The sequence below is a fragment of the Thermocatellispora tengchongensis genome, assembly GCF_014202315.1.
GTDB lineage: Bacteria > Actinomycetota > Actinomycetes > Streptosporangiales > Streptosporangiaceae > Thermocatellispora > Thermocatellispora tengchongensis.
The window spans coordinates 1-21,153 of record NZ_JACHGN010000029.1 but is presented as its reverse complement, the minus strand read 5'-3'; the positions used below and the strand labels follow the sequence as shown (position 1 = coordinate 21,153).

The 21,153-nt window shown below is 71.7% G+C and carries 20 protein-coding genes; 9 read left to right on the top strand and 11 right to left on the bottom strand.

The features are described from left to right. Positions 1-17 precede the first annotated feature (17 nt). The 5 genes from hemC to HNP84_RS44545 all read right to left on the bottom strand — a co-directional run bounded on the left by hemC (position 18) and on the right by HNP84_RS44545 (position 2,777). Positions 18-1,058 carry a hydroxymethylbilane synthase gene (hemC, locus tag HNP84_RS44565; protein ID WP_185056166.1) on the bottom strand — a complete coding sequence of 347 codons (1,041 nt, stop codon included), beginning with the start codon at positions 1,056-1,058 and terminating at the stop codon, positions 18-20. 72 nt (positions 1,059-1,130) lie between these two features. Next, positions 1,131-1,388 (bottom strand): hypothetical protein, encoded by a 258-nt coding sequence (locus tag HNP84_RS44560; protein ID WP_185056165.1) that lies wholly within the window; start codon positions 1,386-1,388, stop codon positions 1,131-1,133. A 478-nt stretch (positions 1,389-1,866) separates the two neighbouring features. Next, a complete protein-coding gene (locus HNP84_RS44555) occupies positions 1,867-2,136 on the bottom strand; it encodes a hypothetical protein (protein ID WP_185056164.1) in 270 nt (89 codons plus the stop codon). Between the two features lie 90 nt (positions 2,137-2,226). Then, positions 2,227-2,397 (bottom strand): hypothetical protein, encoded by a 171-nt coding sequence (locus HNP84_RS44550; RefSeq protein ID WP_185056163.1) that lies wholly within the window; start codon positions 2,395-2,397, stop codon positions 2,227-2,229. Next, the gene (locus HNP84_RS44545) at positions 2,391-2,777 is read right to left on the bottom strand and encodes an ATP-binding protein (RefSeq protein ID WP_185056162.1); all 387 of its coding nucleotides are present in this window, start codon (positions 2,775-2,777) and stop codon (positions 2,391-2,393) included. The genes HNP84_RS44550 and HNP84_RS44545 overlap by 7 nt, the downstream gene beginning before the upstream one ends. A gap of 339 nt (positions 2,778-3,116) precedes the next feature. Here HNP84_RS44545 and HNP84_RS44540 point away from each other — a divergent pair, with 339 nt between their 5' ends. Next, positions 3,117-4,286, top strand: a complete 1,170-nt coding sequence (locus HNP84_RS44540) for a helix-turn-helix domain-containing protein (RefSeq protein ID WP_185056161.1) — start codon at positions 3,117-3,119, stop codon at positions 4,284-4,286. Between the two features lie 1,098 nt (positions 4,287-5,384). Continuing rightward, positions 5,385-7,013 carry an FAD-dependent oxidoreductase gene (locus HNP84_RS44535; protein WP_185056160.1) on the top strand — a complete coding sequence of 543 codons (1,629 nt, stop codon included), beginning with the start codon at positions 5,385-5,387 and terminating at the stop codon, positions 7,011-7,013. Positions 7,014-7,019: 6 nt separating this feature from the next. Here the strand turns inward: HNP84_RS44535 and HNP84_RS44530 are convergent, their stop codons facing one another. From HNP84_RS44530 to HNP84_RS44505, 6 genes are all read right to left on the bottom strand, one after another. Further along, the gene (locus HNP84_RS44530; protein ID WP_185056159.1) at positions 7,020-7,772 is read right to left on the bottom strand and encodes an SRPBCC family protein; all 753 of its coding nucleotides are present in this window, start codon (positions 7,770-7,772) and stop codon (positions 7,020-7,022) included. Between the two features lie 126 nt (positions 7,773-7,898). Continuing rightward, entirely contained in the window at positions 7,899-8,789 is an 891-nt protein-coding gene (locus tag HNP84_RS44525; protein WP_185056158.1) for an FAD binding domain-containing protein, read from the bottom strand. Beyond that, positions 8,786-11,122, bottom strand: a complete 2,337-nt coding sequence (locus HNP84_RS44520; RefSeq protein ID WP_185056157.1) for a xanthine dehydrogenase family protein molybdopterin-binding subunit — start codon at positions 11,120-11,122, stop codon at positions 8,786-8,788. Before HNP84_RS44520 ends, HNP84_RS44525 begins: the two co-directional genes overlap by 4 nt. Continuing rightward, the gene (locus HNP84_RS44515; protein WP_185056156.1) at positions 11,119-11,625 is read right to left on the bottom strand and encodes a (2Fe-2S)-binding protein; all 507 of its coding nucleotides are present in this window, start codon (positions 11,623-11,625) and stop codon (positions 11,119-11,121) included. The genes HNP84_RS44520 and HNP84_RS44515 overlap by 4 nt, the downstream gene beginning before the upstream one ends. A gap of 211 nt (positions 11,626-11,836) precedes the next feature. Then, complete coding sequence (locus HNP84_RS44510) at positions 11,837-12,100, bottom strand: hypothetical protein (protein ID WP_185056305.1); 264 nt, start codon at positions 12,098-12,100, stop codon at positions 11,837-11,839. Beyond that, positions 12,090-14,237 carry a PspC domain-containing protein gene (locus tag HNP84_RS44505; RefSeq protein WP_185056155.1) on the bottom strand — a complete coding sequence of 716 codons (2,148 nt, stop codon included), beginning with the start codon at positions 14,235-14,237 and terminating at the stop codon, positions 12,090-12,092. Before HNP84_RS44505 ends, HNP84_RS44510 begins: the two co-directional genes overlap by 11 nt. A 148-nt stretch (positions 14,238-14,385) precedes the next feature. Here HNP84_RS44505 and HNP84_RS44500 point away from each other — a divergent pair, with 148 nt between their 5' ends. The 7 genes from HNP84_RS44500 to HNP84_RS44470 all read left to right on the top strand — a co-directional run. After that, a complete protein-coding gene (locus HNP84_RS44500; RefSeq protein WP_185056154.1) occupies positions 14,386-15,609 on the top strand; it encodes an ATP-binding protein in 1,224 nt (407 codons plus the stop codon). Further along, positions 15,606-16,241, top strand: coding sequence for a response regulator (locus tag HNP84_RS44495; protein ID WP_312927098.1), 636 nt, complete (start codon positions 15,606-15,608; stop codon positions 16,239-16,241). The genes HNP84_RS44500 and HNP84_RS44495 overlap by 4 nt, the downstream gene beginning before the upstream one ends. Before the next feature lie 17 nt (positions 16,242-16,258). Then, positions 16,259-16,951 carry a neutral zinc metallopeptidase gene (locus HNP84_RS44490; protein ID WP_312927096.1) on the top strand — a complete coding sequence of 231 codons (693 nt, stop codon included), beginning with the start codon at positions 16,259-16,261 and terminating at the stop codon, positions 16,949-16,951. 90 nt (positions 16,952-17,041) lie between these two features. Continuing rightward, a complete protein-coding gene (locus HNP84_RS44485; protein WP_376772039.1) occupies positions 17,042-17,395 on the top strand; it encodes a WhiB family transcriptional regulator in 354 nt (117 codons plus the stop codon). A 9-nt stretch (positions 17,396-17,404) separates the two neighbouring features. Continuing rightward, a complete protein-coding gene (locus tag HNP84_RS44480; protein ID WP_185056153.1) occupies positions 17,405-18,475 on the top strand; it encodes a CPBP family glutamic-type intramembrane protease in 1,071 nt (356 codons plus the stop codon). 927 nt (positions 18,476-19,402) lie between these two features. After that, entirely contained in the window at positions 19,403-20,392 is a 990-nt protein-coding gene (gene bla / locus HNP84_RS44475; RefSeq protein ID WP_185056152.1) for a class A beta-lactamase, read from the top strand. A gap of 9 nt (positions 20,393-20,401) precedes the next feature. After that, a partial coding sequence (locus HNP84_RS44470) for a transglycosylase domain-containing protein (protein WP_185056151.1) occupies positions 20,402-21,153 on the top strand: 752 nt, incomplete at its 3' end.

The window sequence follows — 21,153 nt, the reverse complement described above, 5'->3', positions numbered from 1 at the left end:
CGTACCCAACTGCTTGGTCAGTGCGGAATACCCCGGATGATGTCGCGAGCCCCCTTACGTGCCAGCACCGCCGCCACATACCCGCCCAACTCTTCCGGCCGCTCCATCACGTCCCACTCATGCGCGTACGCGAACTGGCCACCCTCACGCGTGAACACCATTCCGATCAGCGAGAGCTGACCATCCAACGTGGTCGAGCAATGCCCGGCGATCGGTGAATTGCAGTGCCCCTGCAACGCATGCAGCATGGCCCGCTCCGCCCGCACATGCACCCGCGTCGCGGCATGATCCAAAAGCCGCACCAGCTCCACCATCGGTTGATCCGCCGTCCGGCACTGCACCCCGACCACCCCCGCGCCCACGGCCGGGCACATGATGTCCAGCGGCAGCACCTGACCGATTCGCTTGTCCATCCCGATCCGCCGCAGCCCCGCGCACGCCAGCACCAACGCCTCGAACCGCTGCTCGGCGTCCAGACGCGCCAGGCGCGAGTTCACGTTCCCTCGGATGCGATCCACGTACAGGTCCGGCCGATACCGCAGCAGTTGCGCCTTGCGCCGCACCGAAGAGGTGCCGATCCGGGTACCGGGCGGAAGGTCGGCCAGGCTCGCATACGGCGAACCCGCGCGCCACACCACCGCATCCTGCACGTCCTCCCGTTCCAGGTAAGCGGCGAACGTCGTCCCCTCCGTCAGCGGCACATCACCGGGCACGTCCTTGATGCAATGCACCGCCGCATCGATCGCCCCCATCACCAGCGCGCGATCGATTTCCTTCATGAACGCGCCCTTGCCGCCCAGCTCCGCAAGATCACCCTGCCAGCGGTCCCCGCTGGTCGCTATCCCCACGATCTCCACCTCAAGGGAGGGGGTCAGACGTTGCAGCAGACTCCTCACATGCTCGGCCTGGTAGATCGCCATCGGTGAGGTACGCGAGCCCAGCCGCACCCGCCGCCCGGCCGGCGACCGAGCCACGAACGCGCCGACCGCTTCCGCCACTGCGACATTGCGCTCGTGGGCATCGCGGGCCACCAACTCCACGCCGATCGGCACTTCCATTGCGCACACTCCCTTCCCGTCCGGTCGATGCCAACTGTGGCCTACAGGTCACCGTGAGTGCCTGCGTTTTCCTCAGTCCCTCCCGGCCCGGGGCTGCCTGGGGTAGAACGTCACCTGATAGGCCCCCAGCGCCACCCCGGACACGAACCGGCCCCAGCACTCCAGGCTCACCAGCATCCGCTCACTGTGGCCGGGGAAGCTCACCCACGCGTACCCCCGATCGAACTGCGGCATCACCGACCCGTCGATCACCCCGTCATGAAAAGCCCGCCACTGCTCGAACGTCAGCAGCCAGGACCTCCGGGGAGGCTCATCCCGGCGCGCTCTCACCTGGACACCCGAGGCGATCCGCCGTACCTCGATCCGTTCCGTCCCCGCCGGCCCGGCCGCAACCCATGGATCGGTATGACGCCAGAGGGGCAGCGTCCAGCACTCCGACCTGCCCACCACCGGCCGCCAACGAGACCGCCGCGCACGCCATGCCATGCCCCGCTCTCCCAGCACGGCCCGCAAGGTCAGGTAACGCCGACGCCGCATGACCACCTCTCTTCTCCTGCTCCCGCGTCCGGATTCAGGGCCGCCGACGCGTCCTCCACAAGCTCCATGCCGCAAGACCGCAGAACGCCCCCACCGCGCTCATCACCATCGACGGCCACTCATCCGTCAGAAACGACCACAGGTCCATGACCTCTCACCTTCTCTCCATGCCGACCAAGCGCGCCCCATGGCCCCGCGAAGACACCCACCGGGGGGAAGCGCCGGCAGGCCCGTTCCGCTTCGCGGGGCCGAACCCCTGTCCCATCGGTGCTTATGCCATCTGCTCTCCCTTCGCCGACGACGAGGGGCCGAACCGCAGCCGACAAGGCCCCTCCGGCCTTTCTCGCTGCGGAAGCACACGCAGGTCATCCAGATGCAGCACCAGCCTTACGCCCCCCAAGATCCGCCGCTCATCCTCCGCCGCGTTCAGGCTCACCAGGGCGTACTGTCCGCCGCGCATCAGCCGCTCCACCCTGCCGGTCATGCCGAGCAGCACGTCGGCGTACACATGCAGGCGGCTGTGGCTGTGCAGCACACGCACAACGGCGACCACATCACCCGGCCGCGGCTGCGACAGGTCATCCGGTGGCGGCGGTTCGACCGGGGGATGCTCGCGCCTTCTCCCCACCGCTCAGCCCACCAATGCGCGGTGCAGGCGCAGATAGGCCGGGTCCGCGATCTGGTCACCCTGACAGACCCGGATCTCGACCATCGGCCCCGGCACGCGGCGGGCCTCGATCCGCTCGCCCCGCATCGACCTCAGCACCACCCACGAATACGGGTGCGGATGAATCGTCACCATCCCGAACCCTCCGCGAGCCGCGCCCAAACGACCTTGCCGCCCGGCTTGACCCACCGGTACCCCCAGCAGGCCGCCACCGCGTTGACCAGGTGCAAGCCCCGCCCGCCGACCTCATCCCACGCAGGGTCCAAGAGCTTCGGCGGTTCGGGGCTGGGGTCCCACACGTCCACGACGATCCCGGCGCGCCACGGGTACAGCGCCACGCAGACATACCGGCCGACCCCGGCGCACCCTCCAGCCGTCCGCCCCCCGGACTCGTGCCCCTCCCTCTCGCAACCACCGAGCGCCAGCGCCGCACGCAGACCGTTGGTCACCAGCTCACTGACCACCAGGTGCGCCGCGTCGGTCATCTCCTCTCGCCCCAGAAGCGCCAGCCTCACGGAGGCGTACACACGAGCCGACGACACCGACGCCGGATGGACCGGCAACACCACGTGACCAGCACCGACGCAGCCGGCGCTTCCAACCGGAAGCCTCCCGCTCACAGCCGAGATCACCGCTCCCGGCCTGGGTTCTCCCGATTTGGTGCGCAATCCAGGGCGCACGGCCCTACTCTCGTTCACAGGTCAGGAGCACCTTCCTGATTGAGGAACCCGTCGCAGCGCTCCCAACGCTCGGCGGGTTCCGTGCTTGTGGTCACTGATGGACCTGCCGCGATTTTGCCCGTGAGGATTACTGTTTTGCAGGTGCGTCAATACTGAGAGCAATACCCTGACGTCATGGATGCCCGCAGTCTTCCCGAAGCCCTTAAATTGATCATGCAGCAGCGCGGCTGGACACAGACGCAACTGGCGAAAGAGCTGAACACATCTCAGACATGGGTATCCCAGATCACTTTAGGACACAAGGACACCGGGATCGCGAAGGCGATCACACTCCTTGCGCGCGTAGACTGGGAAGTGGTCATAAGGCCCAAAAGGGAGGGTCCGGTGAAACGGAGAGAATTCAACACGAAGATCGCCCAATCCGCCGCCGGGGTGATCTTGATTCCTTCCGCGAAGACTGACGCATTCCAAGATCCGGAATACGTTCACGCACTGGCCGACCGCGCCGCCAGCACTCGCCACGAGCTAGGGGGGCACCCTGTGCTCCCTTCGCTACTGGGCCAGGTCCGGCGCACCGAGAGCGCTGTCCATGGGACCGACCAGAAATTGCAGGCCGCTGCTTCAAGGCTTGCCAGAGAGGCAATGCTCGCACTCTATGATGCTCAGCGATACGACGAAGCGGAACGGATCGGACAGTTCTCTCTGGCTCTAGCGCGTCGCGCCAAGGACTACCCGGCTCAAGCGACCGCCTACACCATTCTCAGCCAGATCAACACTCACCAGGGAATAGGTGATCGCGGAGCGGTATATGCTGAGCGCGCGCTGCAACTTCCCGACTTGAGTAACGCCAACAAGGCATACGTCAGGATACGGCTAGGGCGGGCTCTATCCCTCGTCCCGGGCAAGGAGCGTCAGGCACGTACCATGCTTGACCAGGCGCGAAGTCTTGACGGAATTCCCGCCTTCGAGGCTGCCGACGTAGCCGGAAACGTCGCTATCGCACTAGATCGTCTTCACCTACACCACGAGGCGCACTCAACCTTCGATGAAACGGTCTCGCGCATGGGGCAATGGTCAACGCTATACCGGGCACAGTATCTTGCGCATCAGACCAAAGCGGCCGTGCGCGCACGTGAGCTTTCTCTTGCCGCCGATCTCATGCACACATTTGCTGCGATTCTTCCGTTTCTCGCATCGGCGAGAACTCATTCTCTCGCGCAGGAGATTCTTTCCACCTCTGCCGCATGGGCCAACGTGCGAGAAGTGCGGGACGCTCGTCAGCAACTACAGGCCGCAGTCTCATCCATGCCGTCACCGAGGAGCACCAAGCCGACGTCGGCCTGAGCCACAACAAAGCCCTTGGCGGGGGCCTCAGCTCCGGGATGGGGAGGCCCCGCACGCCCGCTCGGTTCGTTGTGGCTGAGGTGGGCTGGTCACCCGCCCGCGTCGGCCCCGGGCATGACAGCACACCGGGGACTCTCCGCGTCAAGGTCGTCTGTACAGGACGGCATCTCATGCCCGAGGAACCGTGACAGGCTAAGGGAACGCGCGAAGACGACCTTGACGGTCCCGCCCCCGGCGCACTGGCCCGATACCCGCCCAAGCAGACGGGATGACCAGCCGGCGGGTATGGTCCGGGACGCGAGGCGACCCCCTACGCCACCGGCCCGCGAACCGACGCGGAATGGGCCCCTGGCCTGGGGACACGGCCCGCCGACGTTGGCCCGTGGATGGCCCGTGAACAGTGAGCCTCGGCGAGTCTCGGCGAGTACCAGTGAGACGCCTCCACCCGCTCCAACGCCACATCTGCCCAGATCAGGGCACGGACGGACCAGCCCCATGAGCGACTACCCGGCTCCACCGTGGGATCGTGCCTCCTTTTGTGGTGCGGATCTTCCCTGACCGGGCGGCGATCATCCGTCTTATCGGTGCGGTGCTGGCCGAAGCTTGCGGGTGGTGGTGCCCAAGGACGGGACTCTTCGGGCGGCTGGTCGGGGCAGGTGCTTACACGGCGTTGCTATCGGGGATCGGGGCGAGGGTGGGCGATCGGAGGTAGGCGGTAACGGGTGGGCGCTAGCGTCGGGCGTCAGCCCGACACTCGGAAGAACGGCCGAGCGTCAGCGAGGGCCTTTGGCGCGCGGGACGCGCGCCGGGTGGGCGCCAGGCGGGTAACCACCTACTACGGCAACGGGTGGGCGGCAGCGGGGGGTGCGGGGGGCGGAGCCCCCCGCCGGGGGGTCGAAGGGGGGCGTGAGCCCCCCTGGGGAGCACAGCCCTGGCCTGGCGGCGCGGAGCGCCCCCTTGGCAGGACCTTTCGCCGGGACCGGGCTCCCTTGGAGGGGGTTGCGATATATCTCGTCTTGGGCGCATACTCGGAGACATCGCGATGTATCGCGTGTGTCCAGAATACTCTGAGTCGAGTATTCGAGAAAGGGGAGAGGTATGTCCGACTCGCAGGTGCGTGTGCCCGTGCTGGTCGTCGGGGCCGGTTATGCAGGGCTGAGCGCCGCCGCGTTGCTGGCCCGGCGGGGCGTCAAGGCGATGTTGGTGGAGCGGCATCCCAGTACGTCCGTGCAGCCCAAGGCGTTCGGGGTCAACTGGCGGGCGCTGGAGATGCTGCGGCCGGTGCCGGGGCTGGAGCGGGCGCTGGTGGAGATCTGGGAGGGGATCGGGGACGGGATGCGGATCGCCATCGCGTCCAGTCTGAGCGACCCCGACCCGCACATGATCATCGAGGACGAGGAGAGCGAGTTCGCGTTCCTGGCCGGGCTCACGCCGGTGCCGAACGTCGGGGCGCCGCAGTCGCGGGTGGAGGCGCTGTTGCGGAGCGCCGCCGAGGAGCTGGGGGCCGAGCTGCGGTTCTCCACCGAGCTGGTCTCGGTCGAGCAGGACGCCGACGGCGTGACCGCGCTCGTACGCGACCTCGGCACCGGCGAGGAGACCACCGTGCGGGCCGACTACATGGTGGCGGCCGACGGGTACCGGAGCCCGGTGCGGCGGATGCTGGGGATTCCCACCTCGGGGCACGGGGAGCTGGGGCAGACGTGCGCGATCATGTTCCAGGCCGACCTGGGCGGGCTGGTGCGCGAGCGCGAGGTCACGCTGTGGTACCTGCAGAACGAGACGTTCAACGGGGCCATCGTCACCGGGACCGGGGTCGGGTACCACGTGCTGGCGGTGAACTACGACCCCGCGCGCGGCGAGAGCGAGGACGACTTCACCGAGGAGCGCGGCGTCGAGCTGGTGCGGGTGGCCACGGGGCGTCCCGGGCTGGAGGTGAAGGTGATCGACCGGACCAGCTTCGCCGTCGCGCACATCCTGGCCGACCGCTACCGCGAGGGGCGGGTGTTCCTGGCCGGGGACGCCGCGCACACCATGCCGCCGACGGGCGGGCAGGGCGGCAGCACCGCGCTCCAGGACGGGTGCGACATCGCCTGGCGGCTGTGGCTGGTGCTGTCGGGGCAGGCCGGGCCGGGCCTGCTGGACTCCTACGACGCCGAGCGCCGCCCGTACGGGAAGCTCGTGGCCGACGCCCAGCTCGCCAACCTCGGCGTACGCATGCCGCCCGCGATGCGGGCCGGCTTCCCGGAGCCGATCGAGGACCCGATCGCGCCCATCCTGGGCTTCCGCTACCGGTCGGGCGCGGTCGTGGCCGAGCCGGGCGACGACGACGGCGCCCTGATGGAGGACCCGCGCGAGCCCTCCGGGCGTCCCGGCACCCGGGCTCCGCACGTCCTGCTGGAGCGCGGCGGGCGGGAGATCTCCACGATCGACCTGTTCGGCGAGGGCTTCGTGCTGCTCGCGGGCCGGTACGGCGCCGCCTGGGCGGACGCCGCCCGGACCGTCGCGGGCAGGCTCGGCGTCGCCCTCACGCCGTACCGGATCGGGGGAGAGGTCGCCGACCGCGAGGGCGCGTGGGAGGGCAGGTACCACGTGGGCGGGAGCGGCGCGGTGCTGGTGCGTCCCGACGGCGTCATCGCCTGGCGGGCCGTCCACGCCGCGTCCGACCCGGCCGTCGATCCGGCCGCGGAGCTGGAGCGGGCGCTGACCGCCGTGCTGGCCAGGTCCTGAGCGCGGCTACCTGGTGCGCAGGAGCCGGCGCAGCAGCCAGATCGCCGCGACCAGCAGGACCACGGCGCCCGCCACGGGGGCCAGGCGCTTGAGCAGGGGCGTGCCCGCGATCTCCAGCAGGTCCAGCGCCTCCTCCTGCGGGGTGCGGGAGGTGCGGGCCGTCCCGACCGGGTGCGGGTCGCGCGGGATCTCGGGCACGGCCGACAGGTGGCGCGGCTCGTCGGCGGCCCTGGACGGTTCGGGGGCCGCCGGCGCGATCCCGGCCGTCTCGGCGGGACGGGGCTCCTGCTCCTGTTCTCCCGCCGTCTCGCCGCCCGTCAGGAGGGTGGACAGGTTCTCGGCGAAGCGGTCGATCAGCTTCGCGCCCACCTCGGCCATCACGCCCCGGCCGAACTGGGCCGGGCGCCCGGTCACGTTGAACGTCGTCTCCACCCTGACCAGCGTGGTGTCCTCGCGGGGCTCAAGGCGGGCGTGCACGGTGGCGCCGGCCGTGCCGGTGCCCTTGGTCTCCTTGCCGGACGCCTTGAGCGTCACCGTACGGGCGTCCTTGTCGATGTCCTCGAAGACGGCGGTGCCGCGGTAGGTCACGTTGATCGGGCCGACCTTCACCTTCATGGTGCCGGTGATGTCATCGCCCTCCACCGACTCGACCGACGCCCCCGGCAGGCACGGTGCGACCCGTTCCACGTCGAGGAGCGTCGTCCACGCCTGCTCGACCGGCACCGGCACAGAGAATTCATGCTCGAATCGCATCGCCATGGTCAGCTCCTTGCTCCGATCCTGTGACACTACGACCCCGGGTCCAGGATTGATAGCCCTGTGCCCGCACCGGCGATCCCCATGCCGGGCGGGAACCCCCGCCCGGCATGGGCTCGCTTCCGGCTCCTACGCCCGCGCCGCCGACAGCACCGCGCGGTGGGTCAGCACCCTGGCGAGGTGCCTGCGGTAGTCGGGCTGGGCGTGCAGGTCGGCGGGGGGCGAGGTGCCCGCGGCGGCCTCCCCGCAGGCGTCGCGGATCGGGTCGGGCCCGCCGTTGCCGCCGCCGGGGACGGGCACGGTGATCGGCGTGCCGCGCAGCGCCTCCTCCACGGCGCTCGCGCGTACGGGCGTCGGCCCCATGTTGGTCAGGCCGATCCTGGCCTCCTCGATCGAGCCGTTCGAGCGGCGTACGGCCGCCGCCACGCCCACGATCGCCCACGACTGGGCGGTGCGGTGGAACTTCTCGTAGTGGTAGCCCCAGCCGGGCCCGAGCTTGGGCACCTTCACCCCGACCAGGATCTCGTCGGCGCGCAGCGCGGGCTCCAGGTAGTCCACGAAGAACTCCGAGGCCGGGATCTCCCGCTCGCCGCCGGACGCGGAGCGCGCGACGAACGCGCAGTCCAGCGCCACCGCCACCGCGGGCAGGTCGCCCGCCGGGTCGGCGTGCGCGAGCGAGCCGCCGAAGGTGCCGCGGTGCCGTACCTGCGGGTCGGCCACCGTCGCGGTGGCCATCGCCACGAGCGGGCACTCGGCCTGGACGACCGGCGAGTGCACGACGTCGTAGTGCGTGGTGGCCGCGCCGATGAACACGTGGTCGCCCTCGTCGCGCACCCCGTGCAGCTCGGACAGGCGGCCCACATCGACCAGGGAGCTCGGGTAGGACAGCCTCAGCCGCAGCAGCGGCAGCAGCGACTGGCCGCCGGCCAGCACCTTGGCGTCCTCGCCGGCCTCCGCCAGCGCCATCGCGGCCTCCTCCAGGGTCTGGGGCCGGACGTAGTCAAAGGCGGCCGGGATCATGCCGCACCTCCGTTCACGCTCTGCAGGGTCCGCCAGATCCGCTCGGGGGTGCACGGCATCCGTACGTCGTGCACGCCGTGCGGGCGCAGGGCGTCCACGATCGCGTTCACCACGGCCGGGGTCGAGGCGATCGTGCCGGCCTCGCCGACGCCCTTCACGCCGAGCGGGTTGCTGGTGGCCGGGGTCTCGGTCCTGTCGGTCACGAAGTCGGGCAGGTCGGCCGCCGACGGGATCAGGTAGTCGGCCATCGTGGTGGTCAGCAGGTTGCCCTCGGAGTCGTAGACGGCCTCCTCGTACAGCGCCTGCGCGATGCCCTGCGCCAGGCCGCCGTGCACCTGGCCCTCCACGATCAGCGGATTGACGACCTTGCCCACGTCGTCCACCGCGACGTACGAGCGGATCCTGCTCTGCCCGGTCTCGGTGTCCACCTCGATCGCGCACAGGTGGGTGCCGTGGGGGAAGGAGAAGTTCTCCGGGTCGAAGGTCGCGTCGGCGTCCAGCCGCGGTTCGAACCCGTCGGGCAGGTCGTGCGCCGCGAACACGGCGAAGGCGATCTCCTGGATGGTCTTGGCCGCGCCGGTGCCGCGCACCCGGAAGGAGCCCTGGTCGAACTCCACGTCGTCGGCGGACGCCTCCAGCATGTGCGCCGCCACCTGGCGGGCCTTCTCCTTGACCTTCTCGCACGCCTGGAGCACGGCCATGCCGCCCACGACCAGCGAGCGCGAGCCGTAGGTGTCCATGCCCTTGGTCGCTATCGCCGTGTCGCCGTGGATCACCGACACGTCCTCGAACGGCACGCCGAGCGCGTCGGCCGCGATCTGGCTCCACGCGGTCACGTGGCCCTGCCCGTGCGGGCTGGACCCGGTGACCACCTCGACCTTGCCGGTGGGCAGCATGCGCACGTTCGCGTGCTCCCAGCCGCCCGCGCCGTACGCCAGGCTGCCCAGCACCCGGCTCGGCGCCAGGCCGCACATCTCGGTGTAGGTCGAGATGCCGATGCCGAGCTGCACCGGGTCGCGGCGCTCGCGCCGGTCGGCCTGCTCGGCGCGCAGCTTGTCGTAGCCGAACAGGGTCATGGCGCGGTCGGTGGCGGCCTCGTAGTTGCCCGAGTCGTAGGTCAGCCCGGCGATCGTGGTGTAGGGGAACTCCTCGTGCCTGATCCAGTTGCGCCTGCGGATCTCCATCGGGTCCATGCCCAGCTCGGCCGCCAGCTCGTCCATCACGCGCTCCAGCGCGTACGTCGCCTCCGGCCGGCCCGCCCCCCGGTACGCGTCCGTGGGCATCTTGGTGGTGAACACGCCCGTGCACGCGAAGTGGTAGGCGTCCATCTTGTAGATGCCGTTGTACATGAACGCGCCCAGCAGCGGCACGCCCGGCGTGACCAGCATCAGGTAGGCGCCCATGTCGGCGAGCAGGTCCACCTTGATGCCGCGCAGCCGCCCGTCGCGCTCGGCGGCCACCGAGATCCGCTGGATCTGGTCGCGGCCGTGGTGCACGGTGAGGTTGCCCTCCGAGCGCGACTCGGTCCACTTCACCGGCTTGCCCAGCCGCCGGGTGATCAGCAGCGTGAGCACCTCCTCCGCGGTGACCTGGAGCTTGGAACCGAAGCCGCCGCCCACGTCGGGCGCGATCACGCGCAGCTTGTGCTCCGGGATGCCGGTGGTGACGGCCAGCATCACCCGCAGCACGTGCGGGATCTGCGTCGCGGAGTAGATCGTGAAGGTCTCGCCGTCGGTGCTCGCCACGACCGCGCGCGGCTCCATCGCCGTCGGGATCAGCCGCTGCTGGACGTACTCCCGCTCCACCACGACCGGCGCGCCCGTGAACGCCGCGTCGATGTCGCCCCCGGAGAACGTCCAGGTGAACGCCTTGTTGCCCGACTCGTGCACCTTCGGGCTGTCCTCGGTCAGCGCCTCGCGCATGTCCAGCACGGCGGGCAGCGGCTCGTAGTCCACCTCGATCGCGTCCAGCGCGTCGGCCGCCTTGTAGCGGTCGGTCGCGACCACGCACGCCACCGCCTCGCCGACGTACCGCACCTCGCTGACCGCCATCGGCGGGTGGTCCGGGATCACCACGTCCTCGCTGACCGGCCACGCGCACGGCAGGCTGCCCTGCTCGGCGGCGAAGTCGCGGCCGCTGTAGACGGCCACCACGCCGGGCCTGCCGCGGGCCGCCGAGGTGTCCACCCGGGTGATCCGCGCGTGCGCCATCGGGCTGCGCAGGAACGCCACGTACAGCATGCCCGGCATCTGGATGTTGTCGGTCCAGCGGGTGCGCCCCGTCACCAGCCGTGCGTCCTCCTTGCGCCGCCGCGCCCGGCCCACCTCGGTCATGACGCCGGCACCTCCTGGTTCGCCGCGGCGGACTGCCCGCTCATCGCCTGCGCGCCCCGGCGCACGGCCCGGACGATGTTGCAGTAGCCGGTGCACCGGCACAGGTTGCCCTCAAGGCCCTCCCTGATGGCCTCCTCGGACGGGTCGGGGTTCTCGGCGAGCAGGTCGATCGCCGACATGATCATCCCCGGGGTGCAGAAGCCGCACTGGAGCGCGTGCTCCTCGTGGAACGCCGTCTGCATCGGGTGCCACTGCCCGTCGGCCCCCGCGAGCCCTTCGATCGTCAGCACGTCGCAGCCGTCGGCCTGGACGGCCAGCACCGAGCAGCTCTTGACGCTCTTGCCGTCCAGCATCACGGTGCACGCGCCGCAGTTGGTGGTGTCGCAGCCGATCGGAGTCCCGGTCTTGCCGAGCCGATCTCTCAGGAAGTGGACGAGGAGCAGGCGGGGCTCCACCTCCTCCTCGTACTGGATGCCGTCGACGGTGACGGTGATACGGGGCATACATCCTCCAAGCGCGCCCAGGTACATCACGGACGGTGCACCGATGAGAGGTTGGGAGTAGTGAGAACCGACAAATGCGAACGTACGCCGCTGTTAGCGCCGGTCAAGCCCTCGTTCGCGTTCCGGCCCGCCTTTTACCCAGCTCATCCCGCGCATTGCCGAAGCGTGAACCGCTTCACGCCCGTGGAATGCCCGCCTGTGGAGGTGCGTGTCACCGCCCGCCGCGGATGACCCGGGCGATCACCGCCACGAAGCCCGCCAGCCCCAGCCCCGCCAGCAGCAGCGGGATCGCCACGAACGGGTCGTCGAGATCGCCCGAGACGAACGCGATGCCCAGCACCACGAACAGCAGCCCGCTGAGCAGCGCCATCCAGTCGGTCCTGTGCGTCCGCTTCGGCTTGTCCACCTCCGCGCCGTACGGACCCGGCACGCGGTAGGGGTCGTGCGCGTCGTCGCGCCCGCGCTCACGCGGCACGGCGCACCTCCACGTCGCCCACACCCGCACGCAGATCCAGCACGATCGTCGCCACCTCGCCCCGCGGCCGCACTTCCGGCTCCAGCACCGTGTTGACGGAGACCTCGGGGCCGCCGCGCACCGAATGCTCGATCTTGACGTCGCCGACCCGGCTCTTCGCCCGAACCGCGACCCGGACGTCGGGCGGCACCGTCACCGTGAACTCGCCCACCGACACCGAGCCGGACACCTCCACCCGCGAGCCCGGGGGCAGTTCCAGATCGGTGAGGTCCAGGTTGCCCTCGCCGATCCCGACCCGGTGCGGGAGCATGGCTTCGGCGACCGTGACCGGACTCCAGGAGTAGCTGCCCACCGTCCTCGGCACGTCGGTGACCGTCGAGCTCGCCACCACGCCGAGCGTCACCAGCGCGCCCGCCACCACGAGCCCCGCCCCGCGCCCGAACCAGGTCGCGACCAGCAGACCCGCCCCGATGGTCAGCAGCACCGCCCCGCCCACCACGGGCGCGGAGACCGGCTGTCCGGACGCTGACTGGGCCGCCATGACGATCCCTCCCACGATGATGGCGAGCAGCACGGTGATCGTGCCGATGTACGACTTCGGCCTGCGCTGCCGCGGCCGGGGCGCGGTGACCGGGGGCGCGTAGGCGTACGGGCTGTGGTACGGCGCCCGCCGCCGCGGATCGAGCGGCTGGTACGCGGCCGGCGCCGGGTAGGGCTCGCGCGGGGCGTATGGACCCCGGGGCGCGTACGGCGCACCCGAGGAGTCGTAGGACCCGTGCAACGCCGCCGACCACCGATAGGGCCGCGCCCCGGGCTCGTCCCGCGCGCCCGGCTCGCTCCGCTCCTGCCTATCCCGCTCGGCCGTGTCCCGCTCGGCCGTGTCCTGCGCGGAGGTGTCCTGTGCCGGGGCGTCCTGCGCGGGCGTGTCCTGCACTGCGGGGTCCTGCGCTGCTGTGTCCTGCCCCGGTGCGTCCTGTCCCGGTGCCACGTATTCGGCCGTCTTCGGCTCCTGCGGCGGTGCGGCCGGCGGTTGCAGGAACGCGGCCGACACCTGTTGCGTGGGTCCCGTGGCCGCCTGGGGCCTCGGGGTCCCGGCCCAGGGACGCGGCGCGGGCCCGTGCGGCGGCCCCGCAGGGGCGGGCGGTGCGTACGGCCCATGTGGCGCGGGCGGGCCCCCCGCCATGCCCGGGGCGTGCGCCGTGCCCGGGGCCTGTGGCCCGCTCCCCGCCCAGGGGGCGCCGGGGGCCGGGGGCGCGCTCGGCGCCGGCGGTGCGTTCCGGGTCTGCGGTGCCTTCCGGGGCTGCGGTGCGCTCGGGGCCTGCGAGAACCCGGCCATCGGCCCGTACACGGGGGCGGGCCCAGGCTGGGGCGTACGCCGCGTCCCGCGCTTGCCGACCAGCCGTTCCGGCAGCGACCGGGCCAGGGCCAGCACGTCCACGCCCCCCGCGTGCGCGGCCAGCAGCACCAGCGCCATGGTCGTGCCCACCACCACCGTCCCCGGCCCGATGCCGCCGGAGGCGAGGTTGATGATCAGCCCGAACGCGAACACCCCGCACAGCAGGGCCATCACGGTCTCGGCGTCGAACTCCCGTCGCGTCCACTGCTCCAGGTAGCCGGGGCTCTCGTCGGTGTCGCGCATGAGCAGGAACGCCGCAAGATACAAGATGATCCCGATCCCCGACCCGAGGACCAGGACCGCGAACGCCACCCGGATCAGCACCGGATCGATCCCGCAGAACCGCCCGAGACCCGAGCAGACCCCGGTCAGCATCCGCCCCTCGGCGCTGCGCGCGACGATCCGCCCGGCCAGCGACACTCGGGGCTTCTCGGCCGCCTTCTCCTTCTCGGCGCCACCCCGGCGCTCCCGGCCGGCCCGCCCCCCGGCGTCACCGCCCCGACCGGTCTCACCCCCGGCACCGGCCTCGCTCCCGGCACCGGCACGATCATGCGCGCCGCCCTCCGCGCCGCGTCCGTCCGCGCCCATGTCGTGAGCACCCGCGCCCACATCCTGAGCACCCGGGCCCACGTCGTGAGCGCCCGTGCCCTCCGGAACCTGATGGGGGGCGGGCGTGGCGGGCGGGACGGGCCGGCGGGGGATGTCCTCCTCGCGAGCCTCGTCCTTGCCGGTGTCGGTCATGGGTCCATCGTGGCCGGTGCGGGGGCCGGGTAGCCATCCGGGACACCCCTGAGACATCCCCGATGGGCCCGCGACCTGCCGCACTCAGGGTCCCGTCAGGGCAGCGCCCTGATGCGGTGGGCCGGTTGACGTGTGACGATGTCGTCATATGGCTGACCGACACAAACTCCGCGACGCGCCGCCGCCGGTGGCGCCACCTCCGCCCGTAGAGGAGGAGGCCGCGCCCTATCTCCGGCTGACCAGGCCGGCGGAGGGGCGGCTGGTCGCCGGCGTCGCGCAGGGCGCCGCCGAGCAGCTCGGGCTGGACCCGGTGGTGGTCCGGCTCGCCTTCGTGCTGCTCACGGTGGTGGACGGCATCGGCTTGGTCGCGTACGCGGCACTGTGGATCTTCACGCCCCAGCGCCCGCACGTGGGGCCGGAGCCGCAGCGCGACTGGAGCCAGTTCACCGCCTTCGGCGCGATCGGGCTGGCCCTGCTCGCGTTCGGGTGGCTGACCGGGTCGGCGGCCGGGGGCGTGGGCTTGCTGCCCATCGGCGTCGGCGGCATCGGCGCGCTGATCCTGTGGCAGCAGGCCGCGCCCGACCGCCGCAAACGCTGGATGAGCGGCGTACGCCACAACCGCATCCGCACCGGGCTCGGCATGGTGCTGGTGATCGTCGGGGCGATCGGGTTCCTGGCCGCCGAGGGCGAGCTGGCCCAGGCCCGGCCGGGGCTGCTGTTCACGGCGGTCGTCGTCGGCGGCCTGGCGATGATCGCGGCGCCGTACCTTGCGGGACTGTGGAAGGAGCTTCAGCTCGAACGCCGCGAGCGCATCCGGCAGGAGGAGCGCGCCGAGGTGGCCGCGCACGTGCACGACTCCGTGCTGCACACGCTCACCCTCATCCAGCGCAACGCGCACGACGCTCGCGAGGTGCTGCGCCTGGCCCGCTCCCAGGAGCGCGAGCTGCGCAACTGGCTGTACCAGCCCAAGCAGGACGCCGACGCCACCCTCGCCGCCGCCGTACGCCGCGTCGCCGCCGAGGAGGAGGACGCGCACGGCGTGCCCATCGAGGTGGTGTGCGTGGGCGACCGCGCGCTGGACTCCCGGCTCACCGCGATGCTGCAGGCCGCGAGGCAGGCTATGGTCAACGCGGCGAAGTACTCCGAGGCCGCGGTGGTGTCCGTGTACGCCGAGGTGGAGCCCGAGGAGGTGACGATCTTCGTGCGCGACCGGGGCAAGGGCTTCGACCTGGACGCGGTGCCCGAGGATCGCATGGGCATCCGTCAGTCGATCATCGGTAGGATGGAACGCAACGGCGGCAGCGCTCGGGTGCGTACCAGTCCCGGTGAAGGCACTGAGATCATGCTGACCATGAAGCTGGAGCAGCCGTGAGTATCAAGGTTCTGATCGTCGACGACCACCGGCTGTTCCGGTCCGGTGTCCGCGCCGAGCTGGGCGATTCGGTCGAGGTCGTGGGCGAGGCCGAGGACGTCGAGACCGCCGTGGCCAAGATCGCCGAGCTGGCGCCCGACGTCGTGCTGCTGGATGTGCACATGCCCGGCGGGGGTGGCCAGGAGGTCCTGCGCCGCGTGCTCGGCTCGGGCTCGCAGGTCCGCTTCCTCGCGCTGTCGGTCTCCGACGCGGCCGAGGACGTGATCGGCGTGATCCGCGGCGGCGCGCGCGGCTATGTCACCAAGACCATCAGCGGCAAGGAGCTCACCGACGCCATCCGCAGGGTGGCCGAGGGCGACGCGGTGTTCTCGCCGCGGCTGGCCGGGTTCGTGCTCGACGCGTTCGCCTCCTCCGAGGCGCCCTCCATCGACCCCGAGCTCGACTCGCTGACCCAGCGCGAGCGCGAGGTGCTGCGGCTGATCGCGCGCGGTTACGCGTACAAGGAGATCGCCAAGGAGCTGTTCATCTCGGTGAAGACGGTCGAGACCCACGTGTCGTCCGTGCTGCGCAAGCTCCAGCTCTCCAACCGGCACGAGCTGTCCCGCTGGGCGACCGCGCGCCGCCTGGTCTGAGGGGCCAGGATGGGGGTGTGACGACGACCCGGCGCGGTGCGGTTCCCCTGGTCCTGGCGGCGCTCGTCGCGCTCGCCGTGAGCTGCGGGGGGCTGCCCGGCCCCGGCTCGGCCCCCGAGACCGCTGGGCCCGGGGCGTCCACGCCCGCCGAGGTGACCGGGCAGACGTTCGAGGAGGACGTCGAGCTGATCAAGAGGCTCACGGAGGAGTTCTGGGTCGGCACCTTCGAGGCCAGCGGGCGCACGTACCGGCCGTTGCAGGGCTTCGTCCCCTACAGCGGCGAGAACGGCCCCGAGTGCGGCGGGCAGCCGTCGGTGCCGAACAACGCGTTCTACTGCCCGGTGGGCCACTTCGTGGCCTATGACGAGCAGTGGATGCGCGAGCTGTACGACCGGATGGGCGACGGGTCCGTCTACCTGATCATTCCGCACGAGATCGGGCACGCTGTGCAGGCGCAGCTCATGTCCGACTTCGAGCTCAACCAGCAGCGGGAGCTCCAGGCCGACTGCTACGCGGGCGGCGCCCTGGGCGCGCTCGTACGCGGCGGCAGTCTCACCGCCGAGCCGGGCGACGAGGACGAGCTGCTGCTCAACCTGGCCGCCGCGGGCGACCCCGAGGACGCCTGGTGGCGCCCCGACGCCCACGGCACCGCCGAGCAGCGCCAGACCGCGTTCGCCGAGGGCTACAACAACGGCGTGGACTCCTGCTGACCGGGGCCGGGCGGGTACGCCGACACGCGGACGGGCGTCTCCGTCCGGAGGCGGATGTGTGAGGGCGCGCGGCGTCCTAAGGTCGTCCTCGTGGATCCGAACGCGCGCGGAGCCGAAGCGTACCGGCCCGACGGGCCGGAACCGCCGGTCACGATCAGGGAGGACCTGATGGAAGCAGCGGTGCAGGAGATCGCCTGGGCCAGGCGCGGCGCGTGCCGCGCCGCCGACCCCGACCTGTTCTTCCCGCTCGCGCCGTCGCCGCAGCAGGAGGCGCGCGCCAAGGCGATCTGCGCGGGGTGCCAGGTCCTGGCCGACTGCCGCGCGTACGCCCTGCGCGCGGGCGAGCCCGACGGCATCTGGGGCGGCCTCACCCCCGAGGAACGCCGCCGGCTGCGCTTCCCCGAGGGCTGGCGCCGCGGCGCGCGCGGGGCCGGAGTGGCATAGCCTGCGGGCGTGACGCTGGGACGCTCCCTGGCCGTGCTGGCCGCCGCCAACGTGCTCAACAACCGGGTCGCGCCCCGGTTCGCCCCCCTCACCTCCGCGGTGGCCACCGCCCTGCTGGTGACCATGGCCCGCCGCTCCGGCCTGACCTGGTCCGACCTCGGCTTCGCCCGCCCCGCCCGCGGCGCCGCGCTCGGCGGCGCCCTGGCCGCCGGCGTCGTCGCGGTCTACACCGCGGGGATCGCCCTGCCCGCCACCCGCCGCTTCTTCCGCGACGAACGCGCCCTGGCCCTCTCCCGCGCCCGCGTCCTGGAGGAGGCCCTGCTCCAGGTCCCGATCGGCACGGTCCTGCTGGAGGAGGTCGGCTTCCGCGGCGTCCTGTACGCCCAGGTGGCCCGCTCCCACGGCCCCGCCGCCGCCACCGCCGTCTCGTCGGCCTGCTTCGGCCTCTGGCACATCCTCCCCGCGATCGACATGGCCGCCGCCAACCCGGCCCTGGGCGGCCTGGCCGCCGGCGAGGGCGTCGAGGAAGCCCCCGGAGATCCCACCGCCGACCCGCCCCAGCAACCAGCCGACCTCCCCCCGGCCCCCACCGCCCACCTCAGCGCCCCCGCCGACCTCCCTCCGGACCTCTTCGGCCACTTCAGCGCCTCCGCCGACCTCCCCCCGGTCCCCACCAGCCCTCTCAGCGCCCCCGCCGACCCGCCGCCCACCGGCGCCGCGTCCACGGATGCCGCCCCCGCGGATGCTCTGTCCACGGATGCCGCGTCGGCGGGCGCGCTGCCCACCGACGCCGCGCCCGCGGACGCCTCGGCGGTCGTCGGCGCGGCGGGTGCGCCAACCGTGGCCGCTCCGGCAGTGGCGGCAGCACGCGCCCAGGGAGCCGGAGCCGCCGCGCCCGGTCGGCTGGACCTGGTGCGGGTGGTGGCGGGCAGCGTCGTGGCCACGGCGGCGGCCGGGGTGCTGTTCTGCGAGCTACGCCGCCGCGGCGGCCTCCTGGCCCCCTCCCTGCTGCACACCGCCACCAACAGCCTCGGCTACGCCTTCGCCCGCCTGGCCGCGGCCCGCGACCGCGCTGCCTGACCGGCGATGGCGGTGCCTGATCGGGGATGGGTGGTGCCTGGCCGGGGATGGGTGGTGCCTGGCCGGGGATGGGTGGTGCCTGATCGGGGATGGGTGGTGCCTGGGCGGGGATGGGTGGTGCCTGGGCGGGGATGGGGGTGCCTGGGCGGGGATGGCGGTGCCTGACCGGCGATGGCTGGCCCGCGACCGCGCTGCTGACCGGCGATGGCGGTGCCTGACCGGCGACGGCGCTGCCTGGCCCTCGACCGCGCCACTGACCCGCGACGGCGCCCCTTGACCCCGTGACCGCGCCCCCTGATCCCGCGAGCGCGCCGCCTGACCCGCGGGCGCGTCACCTCGGGGCGTCGTGCTGCGCGCCGGATCTTTCCGGCGCGGGAAGATCGCGGTGTTCGCGGGGCTGATGGCCCAGCCGGGCGTGCTGGAGCGCTTCGGCGCCCCGCCCTCAGCCGGTCGGAGAGGGGCGAGGGCTGCACGATCCGAGGTGAGTTCCAGCTCGGCCGCCCGCGGCCGAGTCGCGGGTGCTCTCCGGGTGGCTCGCCCAGCCCGGCCCCAGTCGGCCGGAGAGGGGCGGGGGCTGCGTGACCGACCGGCCGCGTATCTGTGGGCCGAGGCCGAGCCGGCGCCGCGTCTCGCCGGTCGTGAACCCCGATGCCGCCGTGACCATGGTGATCGGGGCGGGCCCGCCGGCCCGCGTGCCACGAGCTGATCCCGCCCCGCCTGTACGCCGCCCACCCGGCGTCCGTGATCGAGGTGCGGCCCGATTTCGCGGCCGGCCTGACCGCCATCTACTCGACGACATCACCCTCGATGACCAGGAATGATATGGATTCGGATATCGATGCGACCGTGATATCGATATTGGACATTTACTGATCGAGTCTGATTTGCTCCATGCCCTCTGTAGGGCGAGAGCAAAGGACTTCACGCATGCGACACCTCCGGGTGCGTCTGAAGGCGGCCGTGCTGACCGTGGCGACGGCCTCGCTGGTAGCGACCGGCGCGGGGGCCGCGACGGCGTCCGTCTCCACCGCAGCGCCTGTCTCCATCGCAGCGCCTGTCTCCGCGCCGGGCGCCGTGGTCCTGGATCTGCGTGGGCCCGTCCTGGACCAGGCGGGCGTACGCCGTGAGCTGCGGGAGCTTGAGGCGCGCTTCAAGGGCCGCATCGGCGCCTGGGCCCTGGACACCGGCACCGGCAAGACGGTCGGCAACCGCACCGGGCAGCGCTTCCCGATGCTGTCCACGTTCAAGGCCGTGGCCGCCGCCGCCGTGCTGCACAAGGCCCGCACCTCCGACCCGGGCCTGATGGACCGCGTCGTACGCTGGACGGCCGCCGACCTGAAGCCGAACTCCCCGGTCACCGAGAAGCACGTGCACGACGGGCTCACCGTCGCCGAGCTGTGCGAGGCGGCGATCACCCGCAGCGACAACACCGCGGCCAACATGCTGCTGAAGCAGATCGGCGGCCCCGCGGGCCTGACCCGGTACTTCCGCAGCCTCAAGGACCCGGTCTCGCGGCTGGACCGCTGGGAGACCGAGCTGAACGACTGGAGCCCCAAGGAGAAGCGCGACACCACCACGCCCGCGGCCATGGGCCGCGACCTCGCCGCGCTCACCACCGGCTCCGCGCTCGACGCCAAGGACCGGGCCCGGCTGAACGGCTGGCTGCGCGCCAACAAGACCGGCGACAACCGCATCCGCGCCGGCCTGCCCGCCACCTGGACGATCGGCGACAAGACCGGCACCGGCGGCACGTACGGCACCGCCAACGACATCGCCGTCGTGTGGCCGGCCGAGGGAGGCGCGCCGATCATCATGTCGATCTACACCAACCGCCGGGCCGCGGACGCCGCCGCCGAGGAACAGGTCATCGCCAAGACGGCGGCCATCCTCGCGCGCGGCCTCGGCAGGCTCTCCTAGGCGCCGGTCATGTCCGGACGGGGGGAGAGCACGGGGCCGAGGGCCCTGGCGAAGGCCGTACGTCTCGCCGCGGCGGGGGCGGCGGCGGGCGTGCTGGCCGCGGGCATCGCGCTGCCCGCCGTGGGCGGCGCGGGCCTCGGGCTCGTGGCCGCCACCGAGCAGGTGGACCTGCGGCCCGCGGAGCTGAAGGAGCCGCCGCCGGCGGAGGTGTCGCGGGTTCTGGACGCCGACGGCGAGGAGATCGCGCGGTTCTACGAGGAGTACCGCGAGGCCGTCAAGCTGGATCAGATCGCCGATGTGATGAAGACGGCGATCATCTCGATCGAGGACTTCCGGTTCTACGAGCACGGGGCGATCGACATCGAGGGCACGATCCGGGCTCTCGCCAAGAACCTGAACGCGGGCGGGGTCAGCCAGGGCGGTTCGACGATCACCCAGCAGTACGTCAAGCAGGTGCTGCTGAACTCGGCGGTGACGGAGGAGGAGAGGGCGAAGGCGATGGCGCCGACGTATGCGCGCAAGCTGAAGGAGTTGCGGCATGCGATGTGGGTGGAGGAGAAGTACACCAAGGATGAGATCTTGGAGAAGTACCTCAACATCGCCTACTTCGGCGCGGGGGCCTACGGTGTGGAGGCGGCGGCGAAGCGGTTCTTCGGGGTGTCGGCGTCGGAGTTGACGCTGACGCAGGCGGCGACGCTGGCGGGTGCGGTGCAGGAGCCGAACGCGACCGATCCGAACCGGGGGCGGAAGTTCCGGGAGCG